This window comes from Priestia sp. 10L35 (assembly GCF_056395685.1).
This window is the reverse complement of record NZ_JBFTKA010000016.1, coordinates 1-21,361: the sequence shown is the minus strand read 5'-3', so window position 1 is coordinate 21,361 and position 21,361 is coordinate 1. Positions and strand designations below refer to the sequence as shown.

Genomic DNA, 21,361 nt, shown 5'->3' with positions numbered 1-21,361 from the left:
AAATCCTCCCAAATCTTTTAGTGTTAGTATGGACGATTGAGAGAAATTTTATTCTACTTAATTATAGCGATTCATTACTTCTAAGAACGGTTTACCTAAAAAATCTTCACTGGCGTATACAGACGTTTTCATCGCTTCCTCCATATGAACCATTTCATCTTCTGTAAAGCGCCCTAGTACGTAATCAACTACTTTCATACCATTTTTCGGACGATCGATTCCAATACGAATCCGGTTAAACTCTTGGGTTTTTAAATGCTGAATAATTGATTTTATTCCGTTATGACCGCCCGGACTTCCTTTTGTACGCAATCTTACTTTTCCGCACGGTAAATCTAAGTCATCGTAAATAACAAGCAAGTCTTCGACGTCTATATCAAAATAGTCCATTAACGGGCGAATACTTTCTCCTGATAAATTCATATATGTTAGAGGCTTTAATAATATGACTTTTTCTCCTTTTATTATACCTGTTCCATATATTCCGTTAAACTTTGTTTTATCTAATGAAATCATAAACTGTTCAGCAATTTTATCAATTGCCATAAATCCTATGTTATGACGGGTACGGTCATATTCTTTTCCAGGATTCCCTAAACCAACGATTAATTTCAAAATAGATACTCCTTTCCACTCTATGTAAGTTGTACATAATAGGTAAATGTCTTTAATGTTTTACATTACTATATAGTATCACTTTTATTATAATCAATTCACACAAAAAGACGTAACCTTTTGGTTACGTCTTTTTATATTATTCTTTGTTATCTTTTTCTTTTGTTGCTTCAACATCGCCTTCAGCATCCTGAACTTCGCCGCTGTCCGGCTCTTCTTCCTGTTGAGGAGGTAGCACAGAAGCAACTGTATCTTCTGCATCATGCGTAATTTCTAGCTTTTTATCTACCTTAATATCCGCTACTGTGATTGTATCATTAATTCCTAACTCTGATACATCTACGTCAATAGACGATGGGATATCCTGCGGCAAGCCTTTTAATGAAATTTCATATAGAGACTGCTGTAATACGCCGCCTTCTTTTGTTCCTTTTGCTTCTCCTACTAGAGATAAAGAAACTTCAGTATCAATTTCTTTCTTCATGTCGACCACTTGGAAATCGGCGTGGACAATTTCGTTTTTTAATGGATCAGTTTGAATATCATGTAACATTACGGAATATTTTTGCTTATCCACTTGTAATGTTAACACTCCATTGCGTCCTGCTTCACGAATAGTCTTAATAAAATCAGCACTGTTTAAGTAAATAGGTGTGGATTCTGTTTTATTTCCGTAAACAACCGCTGGGAAGTTTCCTTCGTCGCGAATCTTTCTATTTGTAGAATTTTTGAAATCCGTTCTTTTATTTGCTTGAATTGAAATACTCATTTTATTCACCTTCCAGTATGTTTTCTACTTAAAATGTACCCTTTTTAGAAGGTTGCTAAACATGAAACCCAGTTTGAACAGTAATATATCTTTGTTCTTTCCGTCCAAAGCGCTTTAAAATCAAGGGTTAGCACATTTAAATTTTTTTCAAAAAAACCTCTTTCCAAATGGAAAGAGGTTCTGTTTATCAATCAAATAATGTACTAACTGATTGCTCTTCGTGAACACGAATAATCGCTTCACCGATTAACGGAGCTACTGAAAGTTCTGTTACTTTATCAATTTTCTTATCTTCTGTTAAAGCAATAGAGTTTGTTACAGCTAGCTCTTTGATTGTAGAGTTTTGAATACGCTCAATCGCAGGGCCTGAAAGCACTGGGTGTGTACAACAAGCATATACTTCTTTTGCACCTGCTTCAATTAATGCACTTGCACCAATTGTAATTGTACCAGCTGTATCAATCATATCATCAATCAAGATTGCTGTTTTTCCTTCCACTTGTCCAACAATGTTCATAACTTCTGCTACGTTTGGACGTGGGCGACGTTTGTCAATGATAGCAATCGGCGCTTTTAGACGTTCCGCTAAACGGCGAGCACGCGTTACGCCACCGTGGTCCGGAGATACAACAACAACGTCATCAAGGTTTTTACTTTTGAAGTATTCACCTAAAATTGGAACACCTACTAAATGGTCAATTGGAATATCGAAGAAACCTTGAATTTGAGGAGCATGTAAATCTAATGTGATAATACGAGTAGCTCCCGCTTTTTCAATGATATTTGCTGCTAATTTGGCAGTGATTGGTTCACGTGCACGAGCTTTACGATCCTGACGAGCATAGCCATAGTAAGGCATAACGATGTTAATTGTTTTAGCTGATGCACGTTTTAATGCATCAATCATAATTAATAATTCCATTAAGTGTTCGTTAACTGGAGCACTTGTTGATTGAATGATAAATACATCACAACCACGGATACTTTCTTCAATGTTAATTTGAATTTCACCGTCACTGAAACGATCAACCGAACATTTACCTAATTCCACACCAATTACTTTTGCGATCTCTTCAGCTAAAGCCTTGTTTGAATTTAGCGTAAATAACTTTAAATTTTCATCAGCATATACATTTGACATTTTATTGTGAAACCTCCGTCAGGATTTTTTATTAATATCAAGCTTTTCAGCATAGTTTTCTTTATTTACTTGTTTCGCACGAGCAATTGATAATGCTTTTCCTGGCACATCATCCGTTACGGTTGAACCAGCTGCAACATAGGCGCCTTCACCAATTGTTACAGGTGCAATTAAGTTTGAGTTACATCCTACGAATGCCCCATCTTCAATCTTTGTTAAAAATTTATTTTTCCCATCGTAGTTAACTGTAATAGATCCGCACCCTAAGTTTACACCTTTTCCGACCTCTGCGTCTCCAATATAACTTAAATGAGAAGCTTTGCTACCTTTGCCAAAAGATGCTTTTTTAATTTCTACAAAGTTTCCTACGCGCACTTCATCTCCAATTAATGATTGAGGACGAATATGTGCAAATGGGCCAATTGTGACTTCGTGACCAATTTCACTATCGTGAGCAACAGAATGGCGAATAGAAGTATTATTACCTATTTTGCAGTCTTTAATTTCACTGTTAGGTCCTACTTCACAATTCTCTCCAATTACAACTGTTCCTTGAATAACCGTACCAGGATAAATAACCGTATCTCTGCCAATGACAGCATCTGCTGAAATGTACGTGTTAGAAGGATCCACAATCGTCACTCCATTTAACATATGCTGCTTGTTGATGCGCTTTTTCATTGTTTCTTCTGCTTGAGACAGAGCAAATCGATCATTAACGCCCAATGTTTCAGCAAAATCGGATGTTTGATATGCAGAAATAATTTGACCTTCATTTTTTAGAATTTCAATAACATCAGGTAAATAATACTCTCCCTGTACATTATCATTTGAAACTTTTGAAAGTGTCTCAAATAATTTCTCATTATCAAAACAATACGTACCAGTATTAATTTCCTGTACAAGACGCTCTTGTTCTGTGGCATCTTTATGCTCCACAATCTTTTCAACAGACCCTTGTTCATTTCGAATGATGCGTCCATATCCTGTTGGATCTTCTGCACGAGCTGTTAAAATAGTTGCCATTGCATTTGTTGCTTCATGATGCTTTAATAAAGATTCAATTGTTTCAGCTGTAATAAGCGGAGTATCTCCACATACAACAATTGTCGTACCTTTTTCATGTGCAAGTAAAGATTCTGCTTGCATTACTGCATGAGCTGTTCCTAACTGCTCTTCTTGTAAAGCAAATAAGCTTTTATCTCCAACATGTGATTTCACTTTTTCGGCACCGTGACCTACAACTGTAATTAAATTTGTTAAATCCAAACGTGATAACTGATCAATTACGTGTTGCACCATCGGTTTGCCACACACAGGGTGTAACACTTTATATAAAGATGACTTCATACGTGTACCCTGACCAGCTGCCAATATGACTGCATATCTTTTTGACATAACAGGCCTCCAATTTTACCTTTTTATCCATTAAGAATATTATATCAAAAATGACAGCATTTCAAGGAATCATTTATAAGTCATGAATTTTATTTTTTGGTAATGCTAAAGTTTTACAAAGGTGTGAAATTATATAAGTGGTAATCAAAAAGAAAAGAGCCTACTTTTCAGTAGACTCTTAATGTATCATATGTTTACGAAGCACCCGCTTCTTCGAATTCAACTTCTACCTCACCTAAACGATGATATTCTGCTAAAACAGCATCTTGAATCTTTCCGCGAGTATTTGAATTGATTGGATGTGCAATATCACGGAACTCACCATCCGGTGTACGTTTACTTGGCATGGCTACAAATAAGCCATTATTACCATCAATCACACGAATATCATGAACAACAAATTCACCATCTAATGTGATTGAAGCAATCGCTCTCATACGTCCTTCAGTGTTCACGCGGCGTAATCTTACGTCAGTTACTTCCATCTTGTTCACCACCTTTTTCTATGCGAAGCTTTACATACTTAATTCCACAGAATTTTGTGTTTTCCTGCTATTCAGAAAAAATTTTTAGAAAATTTTCGCAAAAAAAGTGAACAATTGGAAGTTACTTGCTTTTTGTTAGAAATTTGTTAATTTAATTACCCTTTAACAAGCGCAATAACTTCAATTTCAACAAGTACATCTTTAGGTAGTCTCGCAACTTCTACACATGAACGTGCCGGCTTATGGTCCCCGAAGTAGTCGCCATAGACTTCATTTAACGCTGCGAAGTCGTTCATATCTTTAATGAACACGGTTGCCTTTACAACTGTATTTAGAGAAGCTCCAGCTTCTTCAAGAACTGCTTTTAGATTTTCAAATACTTGAGTAGCTTGTACTTGAACATCTCCTTCGACCAACGTACCATCTGGACGAAGTGGAATTTGACCTGAACTGTAAAACAAGTTATTCACAACAATTCCCTGTGAATATGGACCAATAGCTTGCGGTGCATTTTTCGTTTGAACCTGTAACATATGTTCCTCTCCCTTACTTGATCAAATATATTTTAAGTAATTGCCTTCTTGTACACGAATTTGTTTATCTTTGATATTTACATCTGTTAATTGTACAAGGGACACATACTCATCCACTAAACGTTCTTCAATATCTTCTGATTCTACTAAAACTCCAATACCAGCAACAGTTGCATCGAACTCTTCAAGCAAGCTAACCATTCCATTTACAGTACCGCCAGCTTTCATGAAATCATCAATGATGAGTACATTTGACCCCACCGCTAAACTTCTTTTAGCTAACAGCATCGTTTGAATGCGCTTAGATGAACCCGACACGTAGTTAATACTAACGGTCGATCCTTCAGTTACTTTACTGTCTCTGCGCACAATAACAACGGGCACGTCTAAATACTGAGCAACCGCATACGCAATAGGAATACCTTTTGTTGCTACAGTCATCACCACATCGATTTTGCGGTTAGCAAAAAGCGATGCATACAAGCGACCGATTTTATTCACAACGCGGGGGTTCCCTAAAATATCAGTTAAATATAAATATCCACCTGGCAGTAAACGCTCAGGTTTTTCAATCAACCCACATAATTCTTGAACAAGCTGACCGGCTTCTTCATTCGTCATCTTTGGAATGAATTTAACTCCGCCGGCAGCCCCTGGTAGCGTAACCAAAGTTCCGATACCCTGCTGTTCAAAAGTTTGTTTAATAATCGCCATATCTTCGCTAATCGATGATTTTGCGGAATCATATTTATCTGCAAAATACGTAAGAGGGATAAGGCGCTGAGGGTTTTGAATGAAATAGTTGGTCATATCAATTAATCGTCCACTACGTCGAAACTTCATAACATCCTCCTGAAAATCCGAATATTGTAATGTAAATATAACATTAACATACGGATTTATTCAAGCGTTATTCGTTCACCTAGTAGCCTAACTGCATAAACTTTATCACAAAAGCCACGTAATCCATTATAAATGCGATGCATACGTGAATCATGCTGTACAAGTCCAAATACAGTTGGCCCACTGCCGCTCATGAGCACAGCATCGGCGCCAAAACGCTTTATTTGTTCTTTAATGAGAGCTACTTCTGGATGCATTTTCAGCGTTACTGCTTCCAATACATTTCCTACAAGGCTACACATTTGATCATAATTTCCTGATTGTATGGCGTGAACCATCTCATCTACTTTAGGATGATCCATCTCTTCAACTTTTAAGTTTCGATATACATCTGCTGTAGAAACACCTATTTCAGGCTTAGCCAAAATCACCCAGCAGCTTGGAGGTGCCTCAATATGCTCTACAATCTCTCCGCGCCCTGTAGCAAGAGCTGTCCCTCCGTACACGCAAAAAGATACGTCAGAGCCAATCTCAGCCCCTATTTCTGCAAGTGTGTCTAATGATAACCCTAATTCCCATAACGTATTTAAACCGCGTAATGTAGCAGCCGCGTCACTGCTGCCTCCAGCTAATCCAGCAGCTACTGGAATATGTTTATCAATTAATATATTTACACCTTTTGAAATGTTATAACGTCGCTTCAAAATCTGCGCTGCCTGATAAGCGAGATTTCGCTGGTCATCTGGAACAAAGCGATTATGAGAATAGATAACAATTCGTCCATCTTCACGGTCAGAAAGTTCAATTCTGTCCGCTAAATCAATTGTTGTCATAATCATCTTAACTTCATGGTAACCATCTGGACGTTTATGTAACACATCAAGTGACAAATTTATTTTAGCCGGTGCTTTCACCATTAATTTCAACTTACTTCACCTACTTCATCTTATCGAGTTTAACGCTATTTTATCATAAAATGAACAAGATATAGCTGTTCATTTAAACATCTTTGTTTAATCCTCTGTTTTATCTTTCATTTTGGGACAAAAAAACCGAAGCGGTTATACACTTCGGTTTTCCTCATTTCACTTTAAATAGTCATATAAGCATTGATTTTCACTATGCTATTGCTTCAGCTGCTGCTGTGCAAGCTCTACAGCTCGCTTCACCATATTGCCTGCGTCTTTTGCCCGGATAGCGCCCCAGCCTTCTGCTTGTACAGTATCGTAAAAACCAAGTTCTTTAGCCAGTTCTTCTTTCAGCTTCGATGACATAATCCCTCTACGCCTTGACATTGCACATGGCTCCTTTACGTATAAAATGAAATTTCAACCTGAATCTCCTCGCTCTTTTACATAAGAAACGCGAGGACGATATGTATAGTATGTATAAAAAATAATGCATATATAATTTGAAAAAAAGACCAATAAAAAAGCAGTAAACCAATGTCCACTGCTCATCACCACTTGCTATATTGCCTATGTCATTCTTAGAAAAATTTCAGTTGCACTGTTTCCGTTAACACATCTGCGTAACTATACGAAACGCGCTCCAAAGAGTTTTCCTCTTGATCTAATTCAACGATAAAAACAGATGGGTACGTTTCTGTTAATACACCTGAACGTTCTACTGTTTTTCTACGACCACCGTTTGCTTTTAAAGTTAATCGTTGGCCTAGGTGCAAATCCAGCGCTTGCTTAATATCAGACAAAGTTTTCGCCATATTGGTCCACCTCACTATGTATAGTGTAACACATGTTAGAAAAATAGTCAAAAACATAAAATTATAACAATCTATCTCTAATTGTGTCAATAAATAATTTTCAACATGAATCTACATTTCGCTGTTAGTATGCTCGTTTTTCAACGAAATATGTATATCTTTAGCAAATATTGAAAATGATTTTGTGTAATTAAGCGTATACTTTGGCTTCATACGAAAAAACAACTGGTTGCACATCATGCGTGTACATGCTGTAACCAGTTGTTTTTATTTCTACTCATCGCTTTCATAAGGCATGCCCGTGCGAAGCAGCCCTTTTGTTTCTACTCCTCCTAAACCTTTAGCACCCGTTAATGTATTACGTAAGACGTCCCATACATTAATACGATCTGTGAAAGGAGTAAAACTTAGTTTTGCTACTACATACACAGGGTCAAGAGCATGAATATTTACACGTGAAGGTGAACTAGCAAAGTTTGCTCCAGCTTGAATCAATAATTCAAAATGCGATTGACAGGCACCTGCAAAAATCACCAGCTGATCTAAATTACCAACTCTTTTTCTTGCTTCTTGGACTGTTTGAATATAGTGCTTGGAATGTCTATAAGCAAGGAGATCATCTTTATTTCCTTTTCCTTTGGAATAGGCATCATGACCTGTCAGCACTAGAATATCGGGTCTTACATCCTCAATTAGCTTTCCAACCTTCTCAGGCATTTCTGACTCAACGCAATGAACACCATAAACAGGAACACCAATTTTTTCGTAAACCAACAAACATTTACGTAAATAATTAGGGTCTCCGTCTACGTGCAGGACCTTTCCTGGAATTTGAAATAAGCGATGTGAATGGCTGTATCCATTTGTCATGCTATATTCAGTTTTCTCTCGAACGAGCCGATAATCCTGTTGAATAAGCTCCAAGGATCTTTCTAAAAGTTCTTCTTCTTGTTTTTTTCTTTGATCCTGTTCTTTAGCATCCACAACCTCTAGATCTGTACAAGGAGCGTCCGCAATCAACCGAACGTCTTCTCCTATTAAAGTCGCATATTTCCCCGTTTCGCTGTCATTAATAGCTATAACACGAAAAAGCAAATCTCTTTGATAAGAAGGTCGTGTAACTATATCACCAATTTTGATGTTCATATGCTTCACTCCGTCTTTGCTACTTCAAAAATAAATTCTCTTCATAGCCTATGACTTCATGATAAAAATGTGATAATTTAGCGAAATGATTTTAAAAGTTGATCACTTAGCTTTCCAAATTCTTGAATAGATAACGTTTCGCCTCTTCGTTTCGGATCAATTTCAGCAGTTGAAAGTGCTTGCTCAATGTCCGCTTTTTTCTGCTTTCCATTTGGCAAGTTGTTCACTAGATTGTTTAAAATTGTTTTTCGGCGCTGTCCGAAGCTTGCTCGTACAACTTGGAAGAAGAATGCTTCATCTTGGACTTCTACCGCTGGCTTCGGTCTTCTTAACAATCGAATAACAGCTGAGTCTACATTAGGCTGCGGATTAAACACTGTTTTAGGCACAATCATAACCGTCTCAGCCTCTGTATAGTATTGAATAGCAATAGAAAGTGAACCGTACTCTTTTGTTCCCGGTTTAGCTGCTATACGGTCAGCAACTTCTTTTTGAAGCATAACGACGATTCCACGTACCGGAATTTGCTCTTCTAATAACTTCATCAAAATGGGTGTCGTCACGTAATACGGTAAATTCGCAACGACCATTAAATCTTCTATGTTTTCGAATTCTTGTTCGAGCGTCCCTTTTAAATCCGCTTTTAACACATCTTGATGAATAACTTTTGCATTTGAGTAAGGAGAAAGAGTATCCGCTAAAATCGGAAGCAAACGCTGATCGATTTCAAATGCCAGCACTTTTTTTGCACGCTTTGCTAGCTGTTCAGTTAAGGCCCCGATACCAGGTCCAATCTCAATAGCTCCCGTTTCTTCTGTTATTTCCGCATGATCAACAATACGATGTAAAATGTTCGTATCAATTAAAAAATTTTGTCCCAAACTCTTTTTAAATGTAAAACCGTATTTCTTTAAAATTTCCTTGGTTCGATTAGGCGTTGCAATATCTTTTAACACGATCCCTTTTCCTCCTTATTTATCTGCTCAACAGCTCTGATAAAGTCCTCTTTTGAAATTTGGAACATCTGTAATCGTTTATGGAGCTGCTTTCCGTTGGCATAACCAATTTTTAATAACTTCCCTATTCTTTCACGTCGAGACTTGGCTTTACTATCTCCTATCAAACGAGCTACGATTAAATCCTCTTGAGAAATCTCCATAGCTGCCCCCATCCACTCTTGCTTCACATCTTTTAGTGCTTTTTGAATAGATGCAATAGAAGCATGTTCAACTCCAATACCTTTGCCATTTTTAGGGCGAGCCTCTTCTTTATCTAGGAATGCATGTTTACATCCGGGAACACGTTCTGAAACAATATTTCGAATTCGCTGTCCTGGATAATCTGGATCTGTAAAAATAATCACGCCTCGTGTTTTTTGAGCTAATTTTACTTTCTCAATGGTTTCTTCATTTACAGCTGATCCATTTGTCTCGATGGTATCCGCATCCACTGCACGTTTAATTGCTACAGTGTCATCTCGGCCTTCTACTACAATAATTTCTTTAATCTTCATTGCTTCCTCCAAAACATTCAGTTTTGTTCATTTGCTTTTCAGTAAAAATGAAATGCTCATTGCGCACATCATTTTTCTTCTATGAAATCAACGTTTTATCTTATTATCAACTAAATTAAAAAACATCTACCTGTTATTTTAACTGAAAAAGGCAGAGGATAACATTCTCCTCTGCGCCTATCTTTACTTTAACACGAAAATGATTGTTATATGAGAAAAAGTTTTAATCATTAATTCCAAATAGCTTTTTAGCGTTAGCTGTTGTAATATCAGCTAATTCTTCATACGTTATCCCTTTTAACTCTGCAATTTGCTCTGCTACGTATGAAACATAGCCAGGTTCATTGCGCTTGCCGCGGAATGGATGAGGAGTCAGATAAGGACAGTCTGTTTCAATTAATAGTTTATCTAAAGGAAGCTCTGTAGCAACTTCTTTTGGTTTTTTCGCATTTTTAAAAGTAACAGGTCCACCGAAAGAAATATACATATTCATATCCATACACTGCTTCGCTACTTCAATACTGCCCGTGAAGCAATGCATAATCCCGCCAACTTCTTCTACGTGCTCTTCTTTTAAAATGGTTACCACGTCTTCGGTTGCATCACGATTATGGATAATGATAGGTAAATTCACTTTGCGAGCTAAGCGAATTTGACGGCGAAATACGTCCTTTTGAACCTCTTTAGGTGATTTATCCCAATGGTAGTCTAATCCCATTTCTCCTAAAGCAACAACTTTCGGATGCTGAGCTAACTTTTCAATCCAAGCTAAGTGCTCATCCGTCATATCAACTGCATCTACTGGATGCCATCCTACACTAGCATAGATAAAGTCATACGTTTCAGCTATTTGAATAGCCTTTTTAATGGTAGGTTCATCGAATCCAACAACTACCATGTTTTGAACACCTTTTTCTAACGCACGATTAATTACTTCTTGCAAATCATCTTCATACTGTTCTGCGTTTAAATGAACATGTGTATCAAATAACATCTAATCGATCCTTTCCATGAATAAAAGGGGGTCCTCGCATGTTACACGTGAAACACCCCTTTTACCTATACTTATTTTATCTTCGTGTACTTATTTTATCTTCGTGCCGTTTGCTAAGTTTTGATCTACGCTTGCTAGTGAAAGACCATTCTCATCTTCCCCCGCTAAAATCATTCCTTGTGATAGTTCACCGCGCAGTTTCACAGGTTTTAAGTTGGTTACACAAATTACTTTTCGACCTACTAATTCTTCAGGCTTATAAAACTTGGCAATACCTGAGACAACCTGGCGTTTTTCATAGCCAAGATCAAGCTGCAGCTTTAATAGTTTATCTGCTTTTTTAACTGGTTCTACTTGCGTAACTTGCGCTACACGAAGCTCTACTTTCATGAAATCATCAATCATAATCTCTTCAGAAGGCTCTTCCTTCACAACAGGTTTTTCTTCCTTTGGAGCACTCCCTTGCATCTGCTCTTTAATAAACGCTACCTCTTCTTCTCGATCTAGACGAGGGAACATTGGCTCACCTTTTTCTACTTTTGTGCCTTCTTTAAGCATATTAAAACGCGTTGTGCTTTCCCACGTTTTTAACACATCTTCTTTTACACCAATCTGAGCAAAAATCTTCTCAGGTGTACGCGTTAAGAATGGCTGCAGCAATACCGCAATGTGACGAATTGATTCAGCTAGATGTGTCATAACAGAAGCAAGTTCTGCACGCTTATTCTCATCTTTTGCTAACGCCCAAGGCTGCGTTTCATCAATGTATTTATTCGTGCGGCTTACATATTGCCAGATAGAAGCAAGAGCCACTGAAAACTCCATATCTTCCATCGCTTCTTCATATTTGTTCACTGTATCTTTTTGAGCTTGGACGATAAGTGCATCAAACTCTGTTACATTACCTTCATAAGTTGGAATAACACCATCAAAATACTTATTAATCATCGCCACTGTACGATTAACTAGGTTGCCAAGATCATTTGCTAAGTCAAAGTTAATACGTTCAACAAACGCTTCTGGTGTAAATACGCCGTCTGAACCGAATGGAACTTCACGAAGTAAGTAGTAACGAAGGGCATCCAGTCCATAGCGGTCAATCAATGTCACTGGGTCTACTACATTCCCTTTTGACTTCGACATCTTTCCATCTTTCATTAATAACCAGCCGTGAGCAAATACTTTCTTAGGAAGTGGCAAATCAAGGGCCATCAACATGATTGGCCAATAAATAGTATGGAAACGTACGATTTCTTTTCCTACTAAATGTACGTTAGCCGGCCAATATTTTCGATAGTTTTCATCGTTCTCTGTACCATACCCAAGAGAGGTGATATAGTTAGAAAGCGCATCAATCCATACGTAAATAACGTGTTTTGGATTACCTGGAACTTTTACCCCCCAATCAAACGTCGTACGAGAAACAGCTAAGTCTTCAAGGCCAGGCTTAATAAAATTATTGATCATTTCGTTTTTACGGGACTCTGGTTGAATAAATGAAGGGTTTTCTTCATAAAAAGCTAGTAAACGATCTACATATTTCCCCATTTTAAAGAAATAGGACTCTTCTCGAACGAGCTCTACAGGGTGTCCGCTGTCCGGGCTTTTTCCGCCTACAACTTTTCCATTTTCAACGATTGGATCTACTAGTTGATGCTCTGTATAGTACGTCTCATCGGGAACTGAATACCAACCTTCATACTCATCAAGATAAATATCACCTTGTTCTAAAAGACGCGCGAAAATCTTTTCCACGATTTCTTTATGTCTTGGTTCTGTTGTACGGATAAAATCATCATACGAAATATCCATCTTATCCCACAGCTCTTTGATTCCAGATACAATATCATCTACGTATTGCTGAGGTGTCACGTTTTTCTCTTCTGCTTTTCGCTGAATTTTTTGACCATGTTCATCTGTACCTGTTAAATAACGTACGTCAAACCCTCTCAAACGTTTATAACGAGCCATTGCATCTCCCGCTACCGTCGTGTATGCATGCCCTATATGTAATTTACCACTCGGATAATAAATCGGCGTAGTAATATAAAATGTATTATTTCCATCTGCCATGTTCATAACCTCCAACATTCCATTTCAACATTTTGATTTATATGTATGTAATCATATAAACCCTGTCTTCTTATTCTACTATCTATCATACTATTTTACATGATAATTTCAAAACATTCTCTTCCTATATACGCGGGAATATGACGGATTCACTTCATTTTTAAATAATCGTTATTTTCCCAAAAAATAATCCTGTTAATTGTATCAGCTTCGCCCTATTTTTATATAAAATATACCCTCATTCAAAAAGTCACTTTGATGAAAACGACAAATAGGTCTAATTTTGTCGTTTTATGTCGAATTATATTTACCCTATCTTCAAAATAGTTAATATCAAGCTATTTAGACGATTAATCTTTTTTCCAATGAAACCCCTTGTCATTCCTTGACTGACGGTCACAATTAGCTTGTAAACAAGTCGAGAAAAAATTTTTTTACCAGCTACATTTTTTTACATATAAAATGATTGACTAGTTTTGGAAACGCTGGTATTATGAAAGTACGTTGAAATTGTCGAATAATGACGAAAGTAATAACATAGAAAAATGATTACTGAGAGGAGAACGATTAATATGAAATCTACAGGTATTGTTCGTAAAGTTGATGAATTAGGACGCGTAGTAATTCCAATTGAATTACGACGTACATTAGGAATTGCAGAGAAAGATGCTCTAGAAATCTATGTAGATGAAGAGCGCATCATCTTAAAAAAATACAAACCAAACATGACTTGCCAAGTAACAGGTGAAGTATCTGATGATAACATTCAACTTGCTAGCGGCAAATTAATTCTAAGCCGTGAAGGTGCAGAACAAATCATGAAAGAACTTCAAGATTCTTTACAAGCTTCTAAATAAAACGAAAAGCTGTCTACGATAGACAGCTTTTTTTAATGTACGTGATATTCACTATAAATGTCTCGCTTTGACACATCTCGGTCTTTTGCCACTTGCTTAATAGCTTCTTTGTTTGAAAGTCCTTCTTCTACATAGTGATCAACATGCTCGATAATGGTGAGCTGTTCCCACCATAGATTACTTTCATCTGGCGCTTCTTCATTTGTCCCTTCAAGAATTAAGCAGAATTCGCCTCTAATATCTGTGGCATTTGTCCATTCAATTGCTTCTAATACACTTCCTCTTAAAAATTCTTCATAGCGTTTTGTTAACTCTCTACATAACACAATAGATCGGTTCCCTAAAATTTCTTCTATACTCTTTAGCGTTTCTTTTAATCGATGAGGAGCTTCATAAAATATCATGCTTTCCTTAATATACTGAAGCTCTTGAAGCTGTTCTTTACGCTGTTTTTTATTTCTGTTTAAAAATCCATAAAAGTAAAACTGCCCCGTAGGTAGTCCCGAAGCAATTAAAGCTGTTAATGCTGCGTTAGGCCCCGGCAGCGGAACAACCGTATATCCTTCTTTAACGGCAGCTACCACTAACTCATAACCAGGATCTGAAATACAAGGCATGCCCGCGTCGCTTACTAAAGCAATATTTTTTTCACTATCTAAGTCGCTTAACAGCTGTTCACTTTTTGTATGTTTATTATGTTCATGATAACTTGTAATAGGCGTATCGATCTCAAAGTGGTTACATAGTTTTTTCGTTTGTCTCGTATCTTCTGCGGCAATATAATCAACTTCTTTTAAAATTCGAATCGCACGAAATGTCATATCCTCTAAGTTTCCAATAGGAGTGGGAACTAAATATAAAACGCCTCGTTCATTCGATACATCATAACTTTTTTGTGATTTCATTCTGCTTTTCTTGCTCCCTTCGAATGTAAGCCTGTTTTTTCACTCTGCTTAACTGTTTGAACCAATATTCTTTTTGCATAGCTTCTGTTTTAGAAGTAAACACCTCATGCCAAATTAATGAAACAGGCCTTCTTGCTCTCGTATATTTTGCCCCTTTTCCTTCATTATGGACAGAAATACGTTTTTGCAAATTATTCGTGTAACCAGCGTAATACGTACAGTCCTTGCATTCAACTACGTAAAAATAATGATTATTTTGTTCCATATAAAATCCTTTTTAATTCGTCCGTGTATTCATCATTATCTTGGTAGACCACCAGCGGAGGAAGAATCTTTAAATCTGGACTTCCATCCTTCGTACCTTCAATTAAAAGTGTATTTGCTTCTTTCCCATCTTTAGGATAGACAAACTGAAGTCTCTTTGGCTCTAAACGGTACTGCCTCATTAACGTAACGATATCTAACAGTCTTCCTGGACGGTGAACTAATGCCACTTTTCCGCCTTGCTTCACTAGTTGACTACTGGCTCTAATCACATCTTCCAACGAACAATGAATTTCGTGGCGAGCGATTGCAAAGTGTTCGTTTTCATTTATCTCTTCTTTATTGGATGTGGTGAAATAAGGAGGATTACATGTTACAACATCATATTTTCCATAACCCAGTTCTTGAGGCGCATTTTTTAAATCACCATGTATCATTTTAATCTGCCCATCGAGCTGATTATACACAATACTTCTTTGCGCCATACTATGTAGCCGCTCTTGAATTTCTACACCAATAATTTTTCCCTTTGTTCGTTTAGATAAAAACAGGGGGATTACACCGTTTCCTGAACATAAATCAACCAAGTTACCTTTACGAATTGGGACATAAGCAAAGTGAGATAAAAGCACAGCATCCAATGAAAAGGAAAAGACAGACGGACTTTGAATAATGCGCATCTCCTCATCGGCTAATAGATAATCTAAACGTTCATCTCCATATAACTCAACCATAGTCGTTCTTCTCCTTGTACATCTATTATTTACATCTTTTACTCATAAAAAGTAACAACACCTCTCCAAAAGGGAGAGGTGTTGTTACTTTTTATTTAAAAATGACAAGCAAAACAAACAGTCTCCATCTTTACGCACACTTCCATAATGAATGTTACAAATATGAAAACCCTCTTGGTAAAGGCGAGCCAAATTGTCATATCCTTCTCCGATATCAATTTGTTTTTGCTCTTTTGTTTGAGCGCTTGCTTTTGAATGTCTATTTTTCAGCTTCGTTTCGAAGTTTGTCTGGTCAAGGCGACGGCGCAAATGATCATTTTCTATTTGCAGGTGATGATTTTCTTCAATTAACTCAGCAAGATGCTCTTTCAACTCACCTAACTGCTTATATAAATGACCAATTTGTTCCTCCATGTTTGTCACCGAATCAAAAATCTCTTTTTTATCCACCTTTGCCCACCTCGTTAATCTGTGGCTTGAAACGAAACAGCACCTTCATTATTGATCTCATCCAGAGTATACTCTAAAATTTGTTCGTGATCTGACAGTTCCACTTGAATAATTCTTTCCAAAATATTCAAACCCACTACACGTCCTGAACCATCTGAAGTTTTAATTGTTGAACCTATATCAGGAAGCTGTTCTTTTGCCGTTTCATACTCATCATTTTCATATTTTAAACAACACATCAAACGTCCGCATAAACCAGAAATTTTCGTTGGATTAAGCGATAGGTTTTGGTCTTTGGCCATCTTAATAGAAACCGGCTCAAAATCACCTAAAAACGTTGAGCAACATAGCATACGTCCACAAGGACCTATCCCGCCCAACAGCTTTGCCTCGTCTCGTACACCGATTTGACGAAGCTCAATTCGCGTACGGAAAATAGCAGCTAAATCTTTAACTAACTCTCTAAAATCAATACGGCCGTCTGCTGTAAAATAAAAAATGACTTTATTACGATCAAACGTATATTCTACATCTACTAACTTCATATCTAAATCGTGTGATTGAATTTTTTGCACGCATACATCATACGCTTCTCTAGCAGCTTGTTTATTTTCATCCACAATCAGCCTGTCTTTTTGTTCGGCAATGCGGATTACTTTTTTCAAAGGAAGTACGACATCGTGTTCACTTACTTGCTTTTTATTAATAACCACTCTGCCAAATTCAACACCACGAACTGTTTCTACAATAACAAACTCACCATCTGGAATTGTAAGTTCTCCAGGGTCAAAATAATATATTTTTCCCGCTTTTTTAAAGCGAACGCCTACTACATCATACAAGCTTTTATCCCTCCTGCAAATCCAACACCAGCTGTTCCATTAATAACTGTAGATTCATATTTGAATTTAATTTATTTTTGGCCTTCAAGATAACCTCTAAGCGATAAATCGCTTTTTCCTGCGTTGTCTGAAGAGCTTGCTGTTTTAATTCTTCTATTTTATGACGATAGACGATTTTAGACTCTTGTCCAACTTGCAGCGTCAACAAATCACGATAAAGAAGCATCAATAAAGTTAAACCAATATGTGCTTGTTCTTTTTCTTTAAAATGTGTTACCCACTTTTCATGAATAAAAAGAAGAGCTTGTTGAGGTCTCGTTGTTAACACTTCATATAATTGTATCACTAACTTTATTGCAAGTCCAAACCATTCATCTTTACTTAATTCAATTGCTTCATCAATGCTGTTTGTTAAATTAGACAAGATGGACGCATCTACTCCGGAAAGGCCATTTTCTACTAGTTTTTCAGCTAACTGTTCTGGTGTAAGAGATCGAAATGATATTACTTGGCAACGTGAGATAATTGTATCTAATAAGCGCTGTATATTTTCTGTTAATAAAATTGCATAAGTTCCGTTGCCAGGCTCTTCTAAAAATTTCAGTAAACTATTTGCTGCGCTTACTGTCATTTTATCAACATGATTCACAATATATAACTTTTTATTAGATTCAACACCGGTTTTTGTGAATTCTGATTGCAAAAATTGAATTTGCTCTTTTTTAATCGATAAACCGGCTGGCTCAATCAAGTGAATATCTGGATGATTACCTGAATCAATTCGCCGGCAGTTACTGCACTCATGGCATGGCCTATGATTAACTGGCTTTTGGCAAAACAGCGCTTTAGCAAACAAAAAACTAATTTGTTTTTTACCTGTTCCTTTGCTTCCTTCAAATAAATAAGCATGAGCAACTCGCTCTTTAAGTAAGCTGTTTTGCAAAATCTTTAATACGTTCGGCTGAAGAGCTTCAAGCTGTTCCCATGTATTTCCCATTCAATCATCACTTTCTATTTAAAATCTTCTCTCTTAAAATTGATGAAATTGATCTACTGGTAGTACGAATACTGTAGCTCCGCCCACTTCAACTTCAACAGGATACGGAATGTATGAATCTGCATTACCGCCCATCGGTGCCACAGGAGAAATCATCTGCCTGCGGTTTTCACATTGGCCCTTAATAATATCAAGTACTTCATCTACTTTATGATCATCTGTACCAATCATAATTGTTGTATTCCCTGATTTTAAAAATCCGCCCGTACTTGATAATTTGGTTGAACGAAACCCTCTTTCTACAAGTGCATTTAAAAGCTTTGAGCTATCTGAATCTTGAATAACGGTCATTACTAATTTCATGAATAACACCTCATTTTACTTTTTTGTTAAGAATAGTATAGCAAGAATAACAATCATCTGTATTTATTTTAAAATCAATTTTATTTGTTTATAAGCTTCTTCACAGACTTTTTCAACGGATTGATTTGCATCAATTCGTCGAATACGCTCTGGAAATTCACTCAAAAGAGATAAATATCCATCTCGTACTTTATAATGAAAGTCTAAGGATTCTAAATCTAATCGATTAATCTCATCTTTTCGACCTTTATTAATTCTTTCTAATCCTACCTCAGGCTCAATATCAAAATATAAAGTGGCCTGTGGCATCGTTTGCTCAATAGCAAATTGATTGATAGCAAAAATATCTTCTACGCCTATGCCCCGCGCATTTCCTTGATAAGCAAGTGAGCTATCAATAAAACGGTCACATAATACTATATTCCCTTTATTTAGCTCAGGAATCACTTTTTCTACAAGATGTTGTCTTCTAGCCGCAGCATAAAGAAGTGCTTCGGTTCTGGCATCCATTTCCGTATTAGATGGATTTAAGATGATTTCACGAATTTGTTCAGCAATTCGTATGCCTCCAGGTTCTCTTGTTAATACAATGGTATAACCCTCTTGTATTAATTTTTGTTGAACCATATGGATGATCGTCGTCTTACCAGCACCTTCTGGCCCTTCGAATGTAATAAACGTTCCTGACATGTATAAATTCCTTTCTCTATTTAAATACTTCTATCTTTCCTTCTTCCATACAAGATCCGCCCTGAATATGACCATTTAACCTTTGAATATGCAAAATATAGTCAATATGATTGCTTGTAATCGTTTCTCCCTCCATTAAAATGGGAATTCCAGGAGGATATGGAATAACAGATTGTGCGCTTACACACCCAATCGCCTCTTCAAACGAACACATATGCTTTGATCTTAGGTTTCTTTCTTCCATAGGCAGGAGAACCGTTGCTCTTGAAAAACGAAATGGTTTGATTATTGGTTTTTCATATGACTTACGCTGTATATTCTCTACTGCTTGTCTAACCCGCTTAATTGTATCATTAAAATCCCAACTGCTGCTCAAAGGTAGAACAAACAATACATAGTTAACGTCAGCTAGTTCTGTATAAATATCTTGCTTTTCCAGTTCCTTTTGCAAATGATATCCTGTTGCAGCCGAACAAGTCAACGTCATTTTCAAAAGGTCGGTAGCAGTTTGATCTGTTTCCACATCAATAGTTGAAAGTGTATCAATCTCATTAATCTTTTCAACAAACGAATGAATATTATCAGTCATTCTATCAATATCATGCTGAGTAAACTGCTGCAGATAATACCGGGCTAAATCAAGAGAAGCCATAATAGGGTATGAGGGACTGCTTGACTGCAGTACTTGTAGGTAATGCCGAACGCTTTGCTTATTTATCAACGTCCCCTGCATATGTAAATAAGAACCCATAGTCATAGCTGGCAGCGTTTTATGTGCTGACTGAACAACAAGATCCGCTCCATACGTAACAGCTGACGACGGAAAAGGATTACCTAAAATAAAGTGGGCTCCATGAGCTTCATCAATAATTATAGGAATATTGTAGCCATGAATAAAGTCAATGATCTCCTTTAGATCTCGCGCCACCCCGTAGTAAGTAGGATTTGTTAATACAAATGCTTTTATATCCTCAGAACCCTCTACAGCTGCTTTAATTGTTTTAATGGATACACCTGTACTAAGATGTGTTTTTGAATCTATTTCAGGAGCTAAAAAAATAGGTGATGCCTTTGATAAAGCAATAGCATTAAAAATAGATTTATGAGAATCTCTTTGAACAGCAATTTTATCTCCTTCTTGACAAAGAGATAAAATCGCGGCGAGATTGCCTACAGTAGAACCATTAACTAAAAAAAAGCTTTCATCTACTCCATACAACTTTGCCGTTAAATCTTGTGCCTCTTTAATAACAGATTCTGCTTCATGTAAATCATCTAATCCGCTAATTTCTGTTAGATCGTATTGCAAAAAGTCTGCGTAAGAAGACTGAATATATGAAGGTAGAATTTGACCATTTTTATGGCCGGGCACGTGATAAGAGAGTGACCTCTTTTCGCTGTGCCTTACTAAACGGTTATATAAAGGTAAATATGTATCCATACATCCATTCCTTACTTTTTGTAAATATAACATTGCTAACTTGATAAAAGAATATGTAAGTATTTTTTCTATCAAAATTGATTTTTCTTTCATTATAACAAACTTAGTTGATTTTTTTGAGCCATATAAAGAAGCCCTTATAAAAAAGGGCTTTTAGTAAGAAAACGCTCCTGATATTCTCTTTAATTGATTTACTAACAATTGATAACGAAAATGAGATGAATCCACCTCTACAATCTCTACCTCGCAGTGTTGGCATATAAGGCTGGAAAACACCTCAATACCCTTTGTATGCTGTTCATGACAAACGGAACATGTTTTAATTTGTTTTTCCATTACTCTCCACCTCCACTAAATAAGTATCGACAAGATGTAACTTCTTTATGCACTTCATTTACCCCATTTTATGTAGATAGCTTATACTCTGTGAATAATAAAAAAAGGACTAGCTAAAATAGCTAGTCCTTTTTCAGGTGCCTGGCAACGTCCTACTCTCACAGGGACAAAGTCCCAACTACCATTGGCGCTAAAGAGCTTAACTTCCGTGTTCGGTATGGGAACGGGTGTGACCTCTTCGCTATCGCC

The 21,361-nt window shown here is 36.8% G+C and carries 26 protein-coding genes and 1 rRNA gene; 1 reads left to right on the top strand and 26 read right to left on the bottom strand.

The features are described 5' to 3' along the window. Positions 1–57: 57 nt before the first annotated feature. The 15 genes from pth to metG form a co-directional block, all read right to left on the bottom strand. Positions 58–615 (bottom strand): aminoacyl-tRNA hydrolase, encoded by a 558-nt coding sequence (pth, locus tag AC1DEF_RS27095; protein WP_097825377.1) that lies wholly within the window; start codon positions 613–615, stop codon positions 58–60. 139 nt (positions 616–754) lie between these two features. Further along, complete coding sequence (locus tag AC1DEF_RS27090) at positions 755–1,384, bottom strand: 50S ribosomal protein L25/general stress protein Ctc (RefSeq protein WP_097825378.1); 630 nt, start codon at positions 1,382–1,384, stop codon at positions 755–757. 187 nt (positions 1,385–1,571) lie between these two features. Then, on the bottom strand, positions 1,572–2,525 hold the full coding sequence (locus AC1DEF_RS27085) for a ribose-phosphate diphosphokinase (protein ID WP_013054866.1): 954 nt from the start codon (positions 2,523–2,525) through the stop codon (positions 1,572–1,574). A gap of 18 nt (positions 2,526–2,543) precedes the next feature. Further along, complete coding sequence (gene glmU, locus AC1DEF_RS27080; protein ID WP_097825379.1) at positions 2,544–3,923, bottom strand: bifunctional UDP-N-acetylglucosamine diphosphorylase/glucosamine-1-phosphate N-acetyltransferase GlmU; 1,380 nt, start codon at positions 3,921–3,923, stop codon at positions 2,544–2,546. Between the two features lie 194 nt (positions 3,924–4,117). After that, positions 4,118–4,408: a septation regulator SpoVG gene (gene spoVG, locus AC1DEF_RS27075; RefSeq protein WP_013054864.1), complete on the bottom strand. Its 291-nt coding sequence runs from the start codon at positions 4,406–4,408 to the stop codon at positions 4,118–4,120. 155 nt (positions 4,409–4,563) lie between these two features. Further along, positions 4,564–4,941 carry a RidA family protein gene (locus AC1DEF_RS27070; RefSeq protein ID WP_013054863.1) on the bottom strand — a complete coding sequence of 126 codons (378 nt, stop codon included), beginning with the start codon at positions 4,939–4,941 and terminating at the stop codon, positions 4,564–4,566. Positions 4,942–4,962: 21 nt separating this feature from the next. Continuing rightward, the gene (purR, locus tag AC1DEF_RS27065; RefSeq protein ID WP_013054862.1) at positions 4,963–5,784 is read right to left on the bottom strand and encodes a pur operon repressor; all 822 of its coding nucleotides are present in this window, start codon (positions 5,782–5,784) and stop codon (positions 4,963–4,965) included. 56 nt (positions 5,785–5,840) lie between these two features. Then, positions 5,841–6,710 carry a 4-(cytidine 5'-diphospho)-2-C-methyl-D-erythritol kinase gene (gene ispE, locus AC1DEF_RS27060; protein ID WP_097825380.1) on the bottom strand — a complete coding sequence of 290 codons (870 nt, stop codon included), beginning with the start codon at positions 6,708–6,710 and terminating at the stop codon, positions 5,841–5,843. Between the two features lie 198 nt (positions 6,711–6,908). Further along, positions 6,909–7,079 (bottom strand): small, acid-soluble spore protein, alpha/beta type, encoded by a 171-nt coding sequence (locus tag AC1DEF_RS27055; protein ID WP_013054860.1) that lies wholly within the window; start codon positions 7,077–7,079, stop codon positions 6,909–6,911. 194 nt (positions 7,080–7,273) lie between these two features. Next, the gene (gene veg / locus AC1DEF_RS27050) at positions 7,274–7,507 is read right to left on the bottom strand and encodes a biofilm formation stimulator Veg (protein ID WP_013054859.1); all 234 of its coding nucleotides are present in this window, start codon (positions 7,505–7,507) and stop codon (positions 7,274–7,276) included. Positions 7,508–7,780: 273 nt separating this feature from the next. Beyond that, positions 7,781–8,653 carry a sporulation peptidase YabG gene (yabG, locus tag AC1DEF_RS27045; protein ID WP_013081339.1) on the bottom strand — a complete coding sequence of 291 codons (873 nt, stop codon included), beginning with the start codon at positions 8,651–8,653 and terminating at the stop codon, positions 7,781–7,783. Positions 8,654–8,730: 77 nt separating this feature from the next. Beyond that, positions 8,731–9,609 carry a 16S rRNA (adenine(1518)-N(6)/adenine(1519)-N(6))-dimethyltransferase RsmA gene (gene rsmA / locus AC1DEF_RS27040; protein ID WP_013054856.1) on the bottom strand — a complete coding sequence of 293 codons (879 nt, stop codon included), beginning with the start codon at positions 9,607–9,609 and terminating at the stop codon, positions 8,731–8,733. Continuing rightward, the gene (rnmV, locus tag AC1DEF_RS27035; RefSeq protein ID WP_013081337.1) at positions 9,603–10,166 is read right to left on the bottom strand and encodes a ribonuclease M5; all 564 of its coding nucleotides are present in this window, start codon (positions 10,164–10,166) and stop codon (positions 9,603–9,605) included. Before rnmV ends, rsmA begins: the two co-directional genes overlap by 7 nt. A gap of 223 nt (positions 10,167–10,389) precedes the next feature. Beyond that, positions 10,390–11,160 (bottom strand): TatD family hydrolase, encoded by a 771-nt coding sequence (locus AC1DEF_RS27030; RefSeq protein WP_013081336.1) that lies wholly within the window; start codon positions 11,158–11,160, stop codon positions 10,390–10,392. Positions 11,161–11,250: 90 nt separating this feature from the next. Then, complete coding sequence (gene metG / locus AC1DEF_RS27025; RefSeq protein ID WP_097825381.1) at positions 11,251–13,233, bottom strand: methionine--tRNA ligase; 1,983 nt, start codon at positions 13,231–13,233, stop codon at positions 11,251–11,253. Between the two features lie 566 nt (positions 13,234–13,799). Here metG and AC1DEF_RS27020 point away from each other — a divergent pair. Continuing rightward, positions 13,800–14,090 (top strand): AbrB/MazE/SpoVT family DNA-binding domain-containing protein, encoded by a 291-nt coding sequence (locus tag AC1DEF_RS27020; RefSeq protein WP_170836841.1) that lies wholly within the window; start codon positions 13,800–13,802, stop codon positions 14,088–14,090. Between the two features lie 32 nt (positions 14,091–14,122). On the opposite strand, the gene rsmI is transcribed toward AC1DEF_RS27020, so the two are convergent. The 11 genes from rsmI to rrf form a co-directional block, all read right to left on the bottom strand. Beyond that, positions 14,123–14,995 (bottom strand): 16S rRNA (cytidine(1402)-2'-O)-methyltransferase, encoded by an 873-nt coding sequence (rsmI, locus tag AC1DEF_RS27015; RefSeq protein WP_016762698.1) that lies wholly within the window; start codon positions 14,993–14,995, stop codon positions 14,123–14,125. After that, on the bottom strand, positions 14,973–15,260 hold the full coding sequence (locus tag AC1DEF_RS27010; protein ID WP_043979037.1) for a GIY-YIG nuclease family protein: 288 nt from the start codon (positions 15,258–15,260) through the stop codon (positions 14,973–14,975). The genes rsmI and AC1DEF_RS27010 overlap by 23 nt, the downstream gene beginning before the upstream one ends. Then, positions 15,247–15,993: a tRNA1(Val) (adenine(37)-N6)-methyltransferase gene (locus AC1DEF_RS27005; RefSeq protein WP_097825382.1), complete on the bottom strand. Its 747-nt coding sequence runs from the start codon at positions 15,991–15,993 to the stop codon at positions 15,247–15,249. The genes AC1DEF_RS27010 and AC1DEF_RS27005 overlap by 14 nt, the downstream gene beginning before the upstream one ends. A gap of 84 nt (positions 15,994–16,077) precedes the next feature. Continuing rightward, positions 16,078–16,443 carry a DNA replication initiation control protein YabA gene (gene yabA, locus AC1DEF_RS27000; RefSeq protein WP_013054848.1) on the bottom strand — a complete coding sequence of 122 codons (366 nt, stop codon included), beginning with the start codon at positions 16,441–16,443 and terminating at the stop codon, positions 16,078–16,080. Positions 16,444–16,457: 14 nt separating this feature from the next. Then, a complete protein-coding gene (locus AC1DEF_RS26995; RefSeq protein ID WP_013054847.1) occupies positions 16,458–17,285 on the bottom strand; it encodes a PSP1 domain-containing protein in 828 nt (275 codons plus the stop codon). 4 nt (positions 17,286–17,289) lie between these two features. Beyond that, positions 17,290–18,282: a DNA polymerase III subunit delta' gene (holB, locus tag AC1DEF_RS26990; protein WP_097825383.1), complete on the bottom strand. Its 993-nt coding sequence runs from the start codon at positions 18,280–18,282 to the stop codon at positions 17,290–17,292. Between the two features lie 33 nt (positions 18,283–18,315). After that, the gene (locus tag AC1DEF_RS26985) at positions 18,316–18,645 is read right to left on the bottom strand and encodes a cyclic-di-AMP receptor (RefSeq protein ID WP_043979044.1); all 330 of its coding nucleotides are present in this window, start codon (positions 18,643–18,645) and stop codon (positions 18,316–18,318) included. Between the two features lie 63 nt (positions 18,646–18,708). Further along, positions 18,709–19,335, bottom strand: a complete 627-nt coding sequence (gene tmk, locus AC1DEF_RS26980; RefSeq protein WP_043979046.1) for a dTMP kinase — start codon at positions 19,333–19,335, stop codon at positions 18,709–18,711. Positions 19,336–19,351: 16 nt separating this feature from the next. Beyond that, a complete protein-coding gene (locus AC1DEF_RS26975; RefSeq protein WP_097825384.1) occupies positions 19,352–20,776 on the bottom strand; it encodes an aminotransferase class I/II-fold pyridoxal phosphate-dependent enzyme in 1,425 nt (474 codons plus the stop codon). A 153-nt stretch (positions 20,777–20,929) separates the two neighbouring features. Next, on the bottom strand, positions 20,930–21,112 hold the full coding sequence (locus AC1DEF_RS26970; RefSeq protein ID WP_097825385.1) for a sigma factor G inhibitor Gin: 183 nt from the start codon (positions 21,110–21,112) through the stop codon (positions 20,930–20,932). Between the two features lie 139 nt (positions 21,113–21,251). Further along, positions 21,252–21,361: ribosomal RNA gene (gene rrf / locus AC1DEF_RS26965) — 5S ribosomal RNA — on the bottom strand; the annotation flags it as partial.

Excerpts from the sequence above, each read along its gene's own strand:
- AC1DEF_RS27090 (WP_097825378.1), bottom strand. The coding sequence starts at position 1,384 with ATGAGTATTTCAATTCAAGCAAATAAAAGAACGGATTTCAAAAATTCT.
- AC1DEF_RS27085 (WP_013054866.1), bottom strand. The coding sequence starts at position 2,525 with ATGTCAAATGTATATGCTGATGAAAATTTAAAGTTATTTACGCTAAAT.
- glmU (WP_097825379.1), bottom strand. The coding sequence starts at position 3,923 with ATGTCAAAAAGATATGCAGTCATATTGGCAGCTGGTCAGGGTACACGT.
- spoVG (WP_013054864.1), bottom strand. The coding sequence starts at position 4,408 with ATGGAAGTAACTGACGTAAGATTACGCCGCGTGAACACTGAAGGACGT.
- AC1DEF_RS27070 (WP_013054863.1), bottom strand. The coding sequence starts at position 4,941 with ATGTTACAGGTTCAAACGAAAAATGCACCGCAAGCTATTGGTCCATAT.
- purR (WP_013054862.1), bottom strand. The coding sequence starts at position 5,784 with ATGAAGTTTCGACGTAGTGGACGATTAATTGATATGACCAACTATTTC.
- AC1DEF_RS27055 (WP_013054860.1), bottom strand. The coding sequence starts at position 7,079 with ATGTCAAGGCGTAGAGGGATTATGTCATCGAAGCTGAAAGAAGAACTG.
- veg (WP_013054859.1), bottom strand. The coding sequence starts at position 7,507 with ATGGCGAAAACTTTGTCTGATATTAAGCAAGCGCTGGATTTGCACCTA.
- yabG (WP_013081339.1), bottom strand. The coding sequence starts at position 8,653 with ATGAACATCAAAATTGGTGATATAGTTACACGACCTTCTTATCAAAGA.
- rnmV (WP_013081337.1), bottom strand. The coding sequence starts at position 10,166 with ATGAAGATTAAAGAAATTATTGTAGTAGAAGGCCGAGATGACACTGTA.
- AC1DEF_RS27030 (WP_013081336.1), bottom strand. The coding sequence starts at position 11,160 with ATGTTATTTGATACACATGTTCATTTAAACGCAGAACAGTATGAAGAT.
- metG (WP_097825381.1), bottom strand. The coding sequence starts at position 13,233 with ATGGCAGATGGAAATAATACATTTTATATTACTACGCCGATTTATTAT.
- rsmI (WP_016762698.1), bottom strand. The coding sequence starts at position 14,995 with ATGAAATCACAAAAAAGTTATGATGTATCGAATGAACGAGGCGTTTTA.
- AC1DEF_RS27010 (WP_043979037.1), bottom strand. The coding sequence starts at position 15,260 with ATGGAACAAAATAATCATTATTTTTACGTAGTTGAATGCAAGGACTGT.
- AC1DEF_RS27005 (WP_097825382.1), bottom strand. The coding sequence starts at position 15,993 with ATGGTTGAGTTATATGGAGATGAACGTTTAGATTATCTATTAGCCGAT.
- holB (WP_097825383.1), bottom strand. The coding sequence starts at position 18,282 with ATGGGAAATACATGGGAACAGCTTGAAGCTCTTCAGCCGAACGTATTA.
- AC1DEF_RS26985 (WP_043979044.1), bottom strand. The coding sequence starts at position 18,645 with ATGAAATTAGTAATGACCGTTATTCAAGATTCAGATAGCTCAAAGCTT.
- tmk (WP_043979046.1), bottom strand. The coding sequence starts at position 19,335 with ATGTCAGGAACGTTTATTACATTCGAAGGGCCAGAAGGTGCTGGTAAG.
- AC1DEF_RS26975 (WP_097825384.1), bottom strand. The coding sequence starts at position 20,776 with ATGGATACATATTTACCTTTATATAACCGTTTAGTAAGGCACAGCGAA.
- AC1DEF_RS26970 (WP_097825385.1), bottom strand. The coding sequence starts at position 21,112 with ATGGAAAAACAAATTAAAACATGTTCCGTTTGTCATGAACAGCATACA.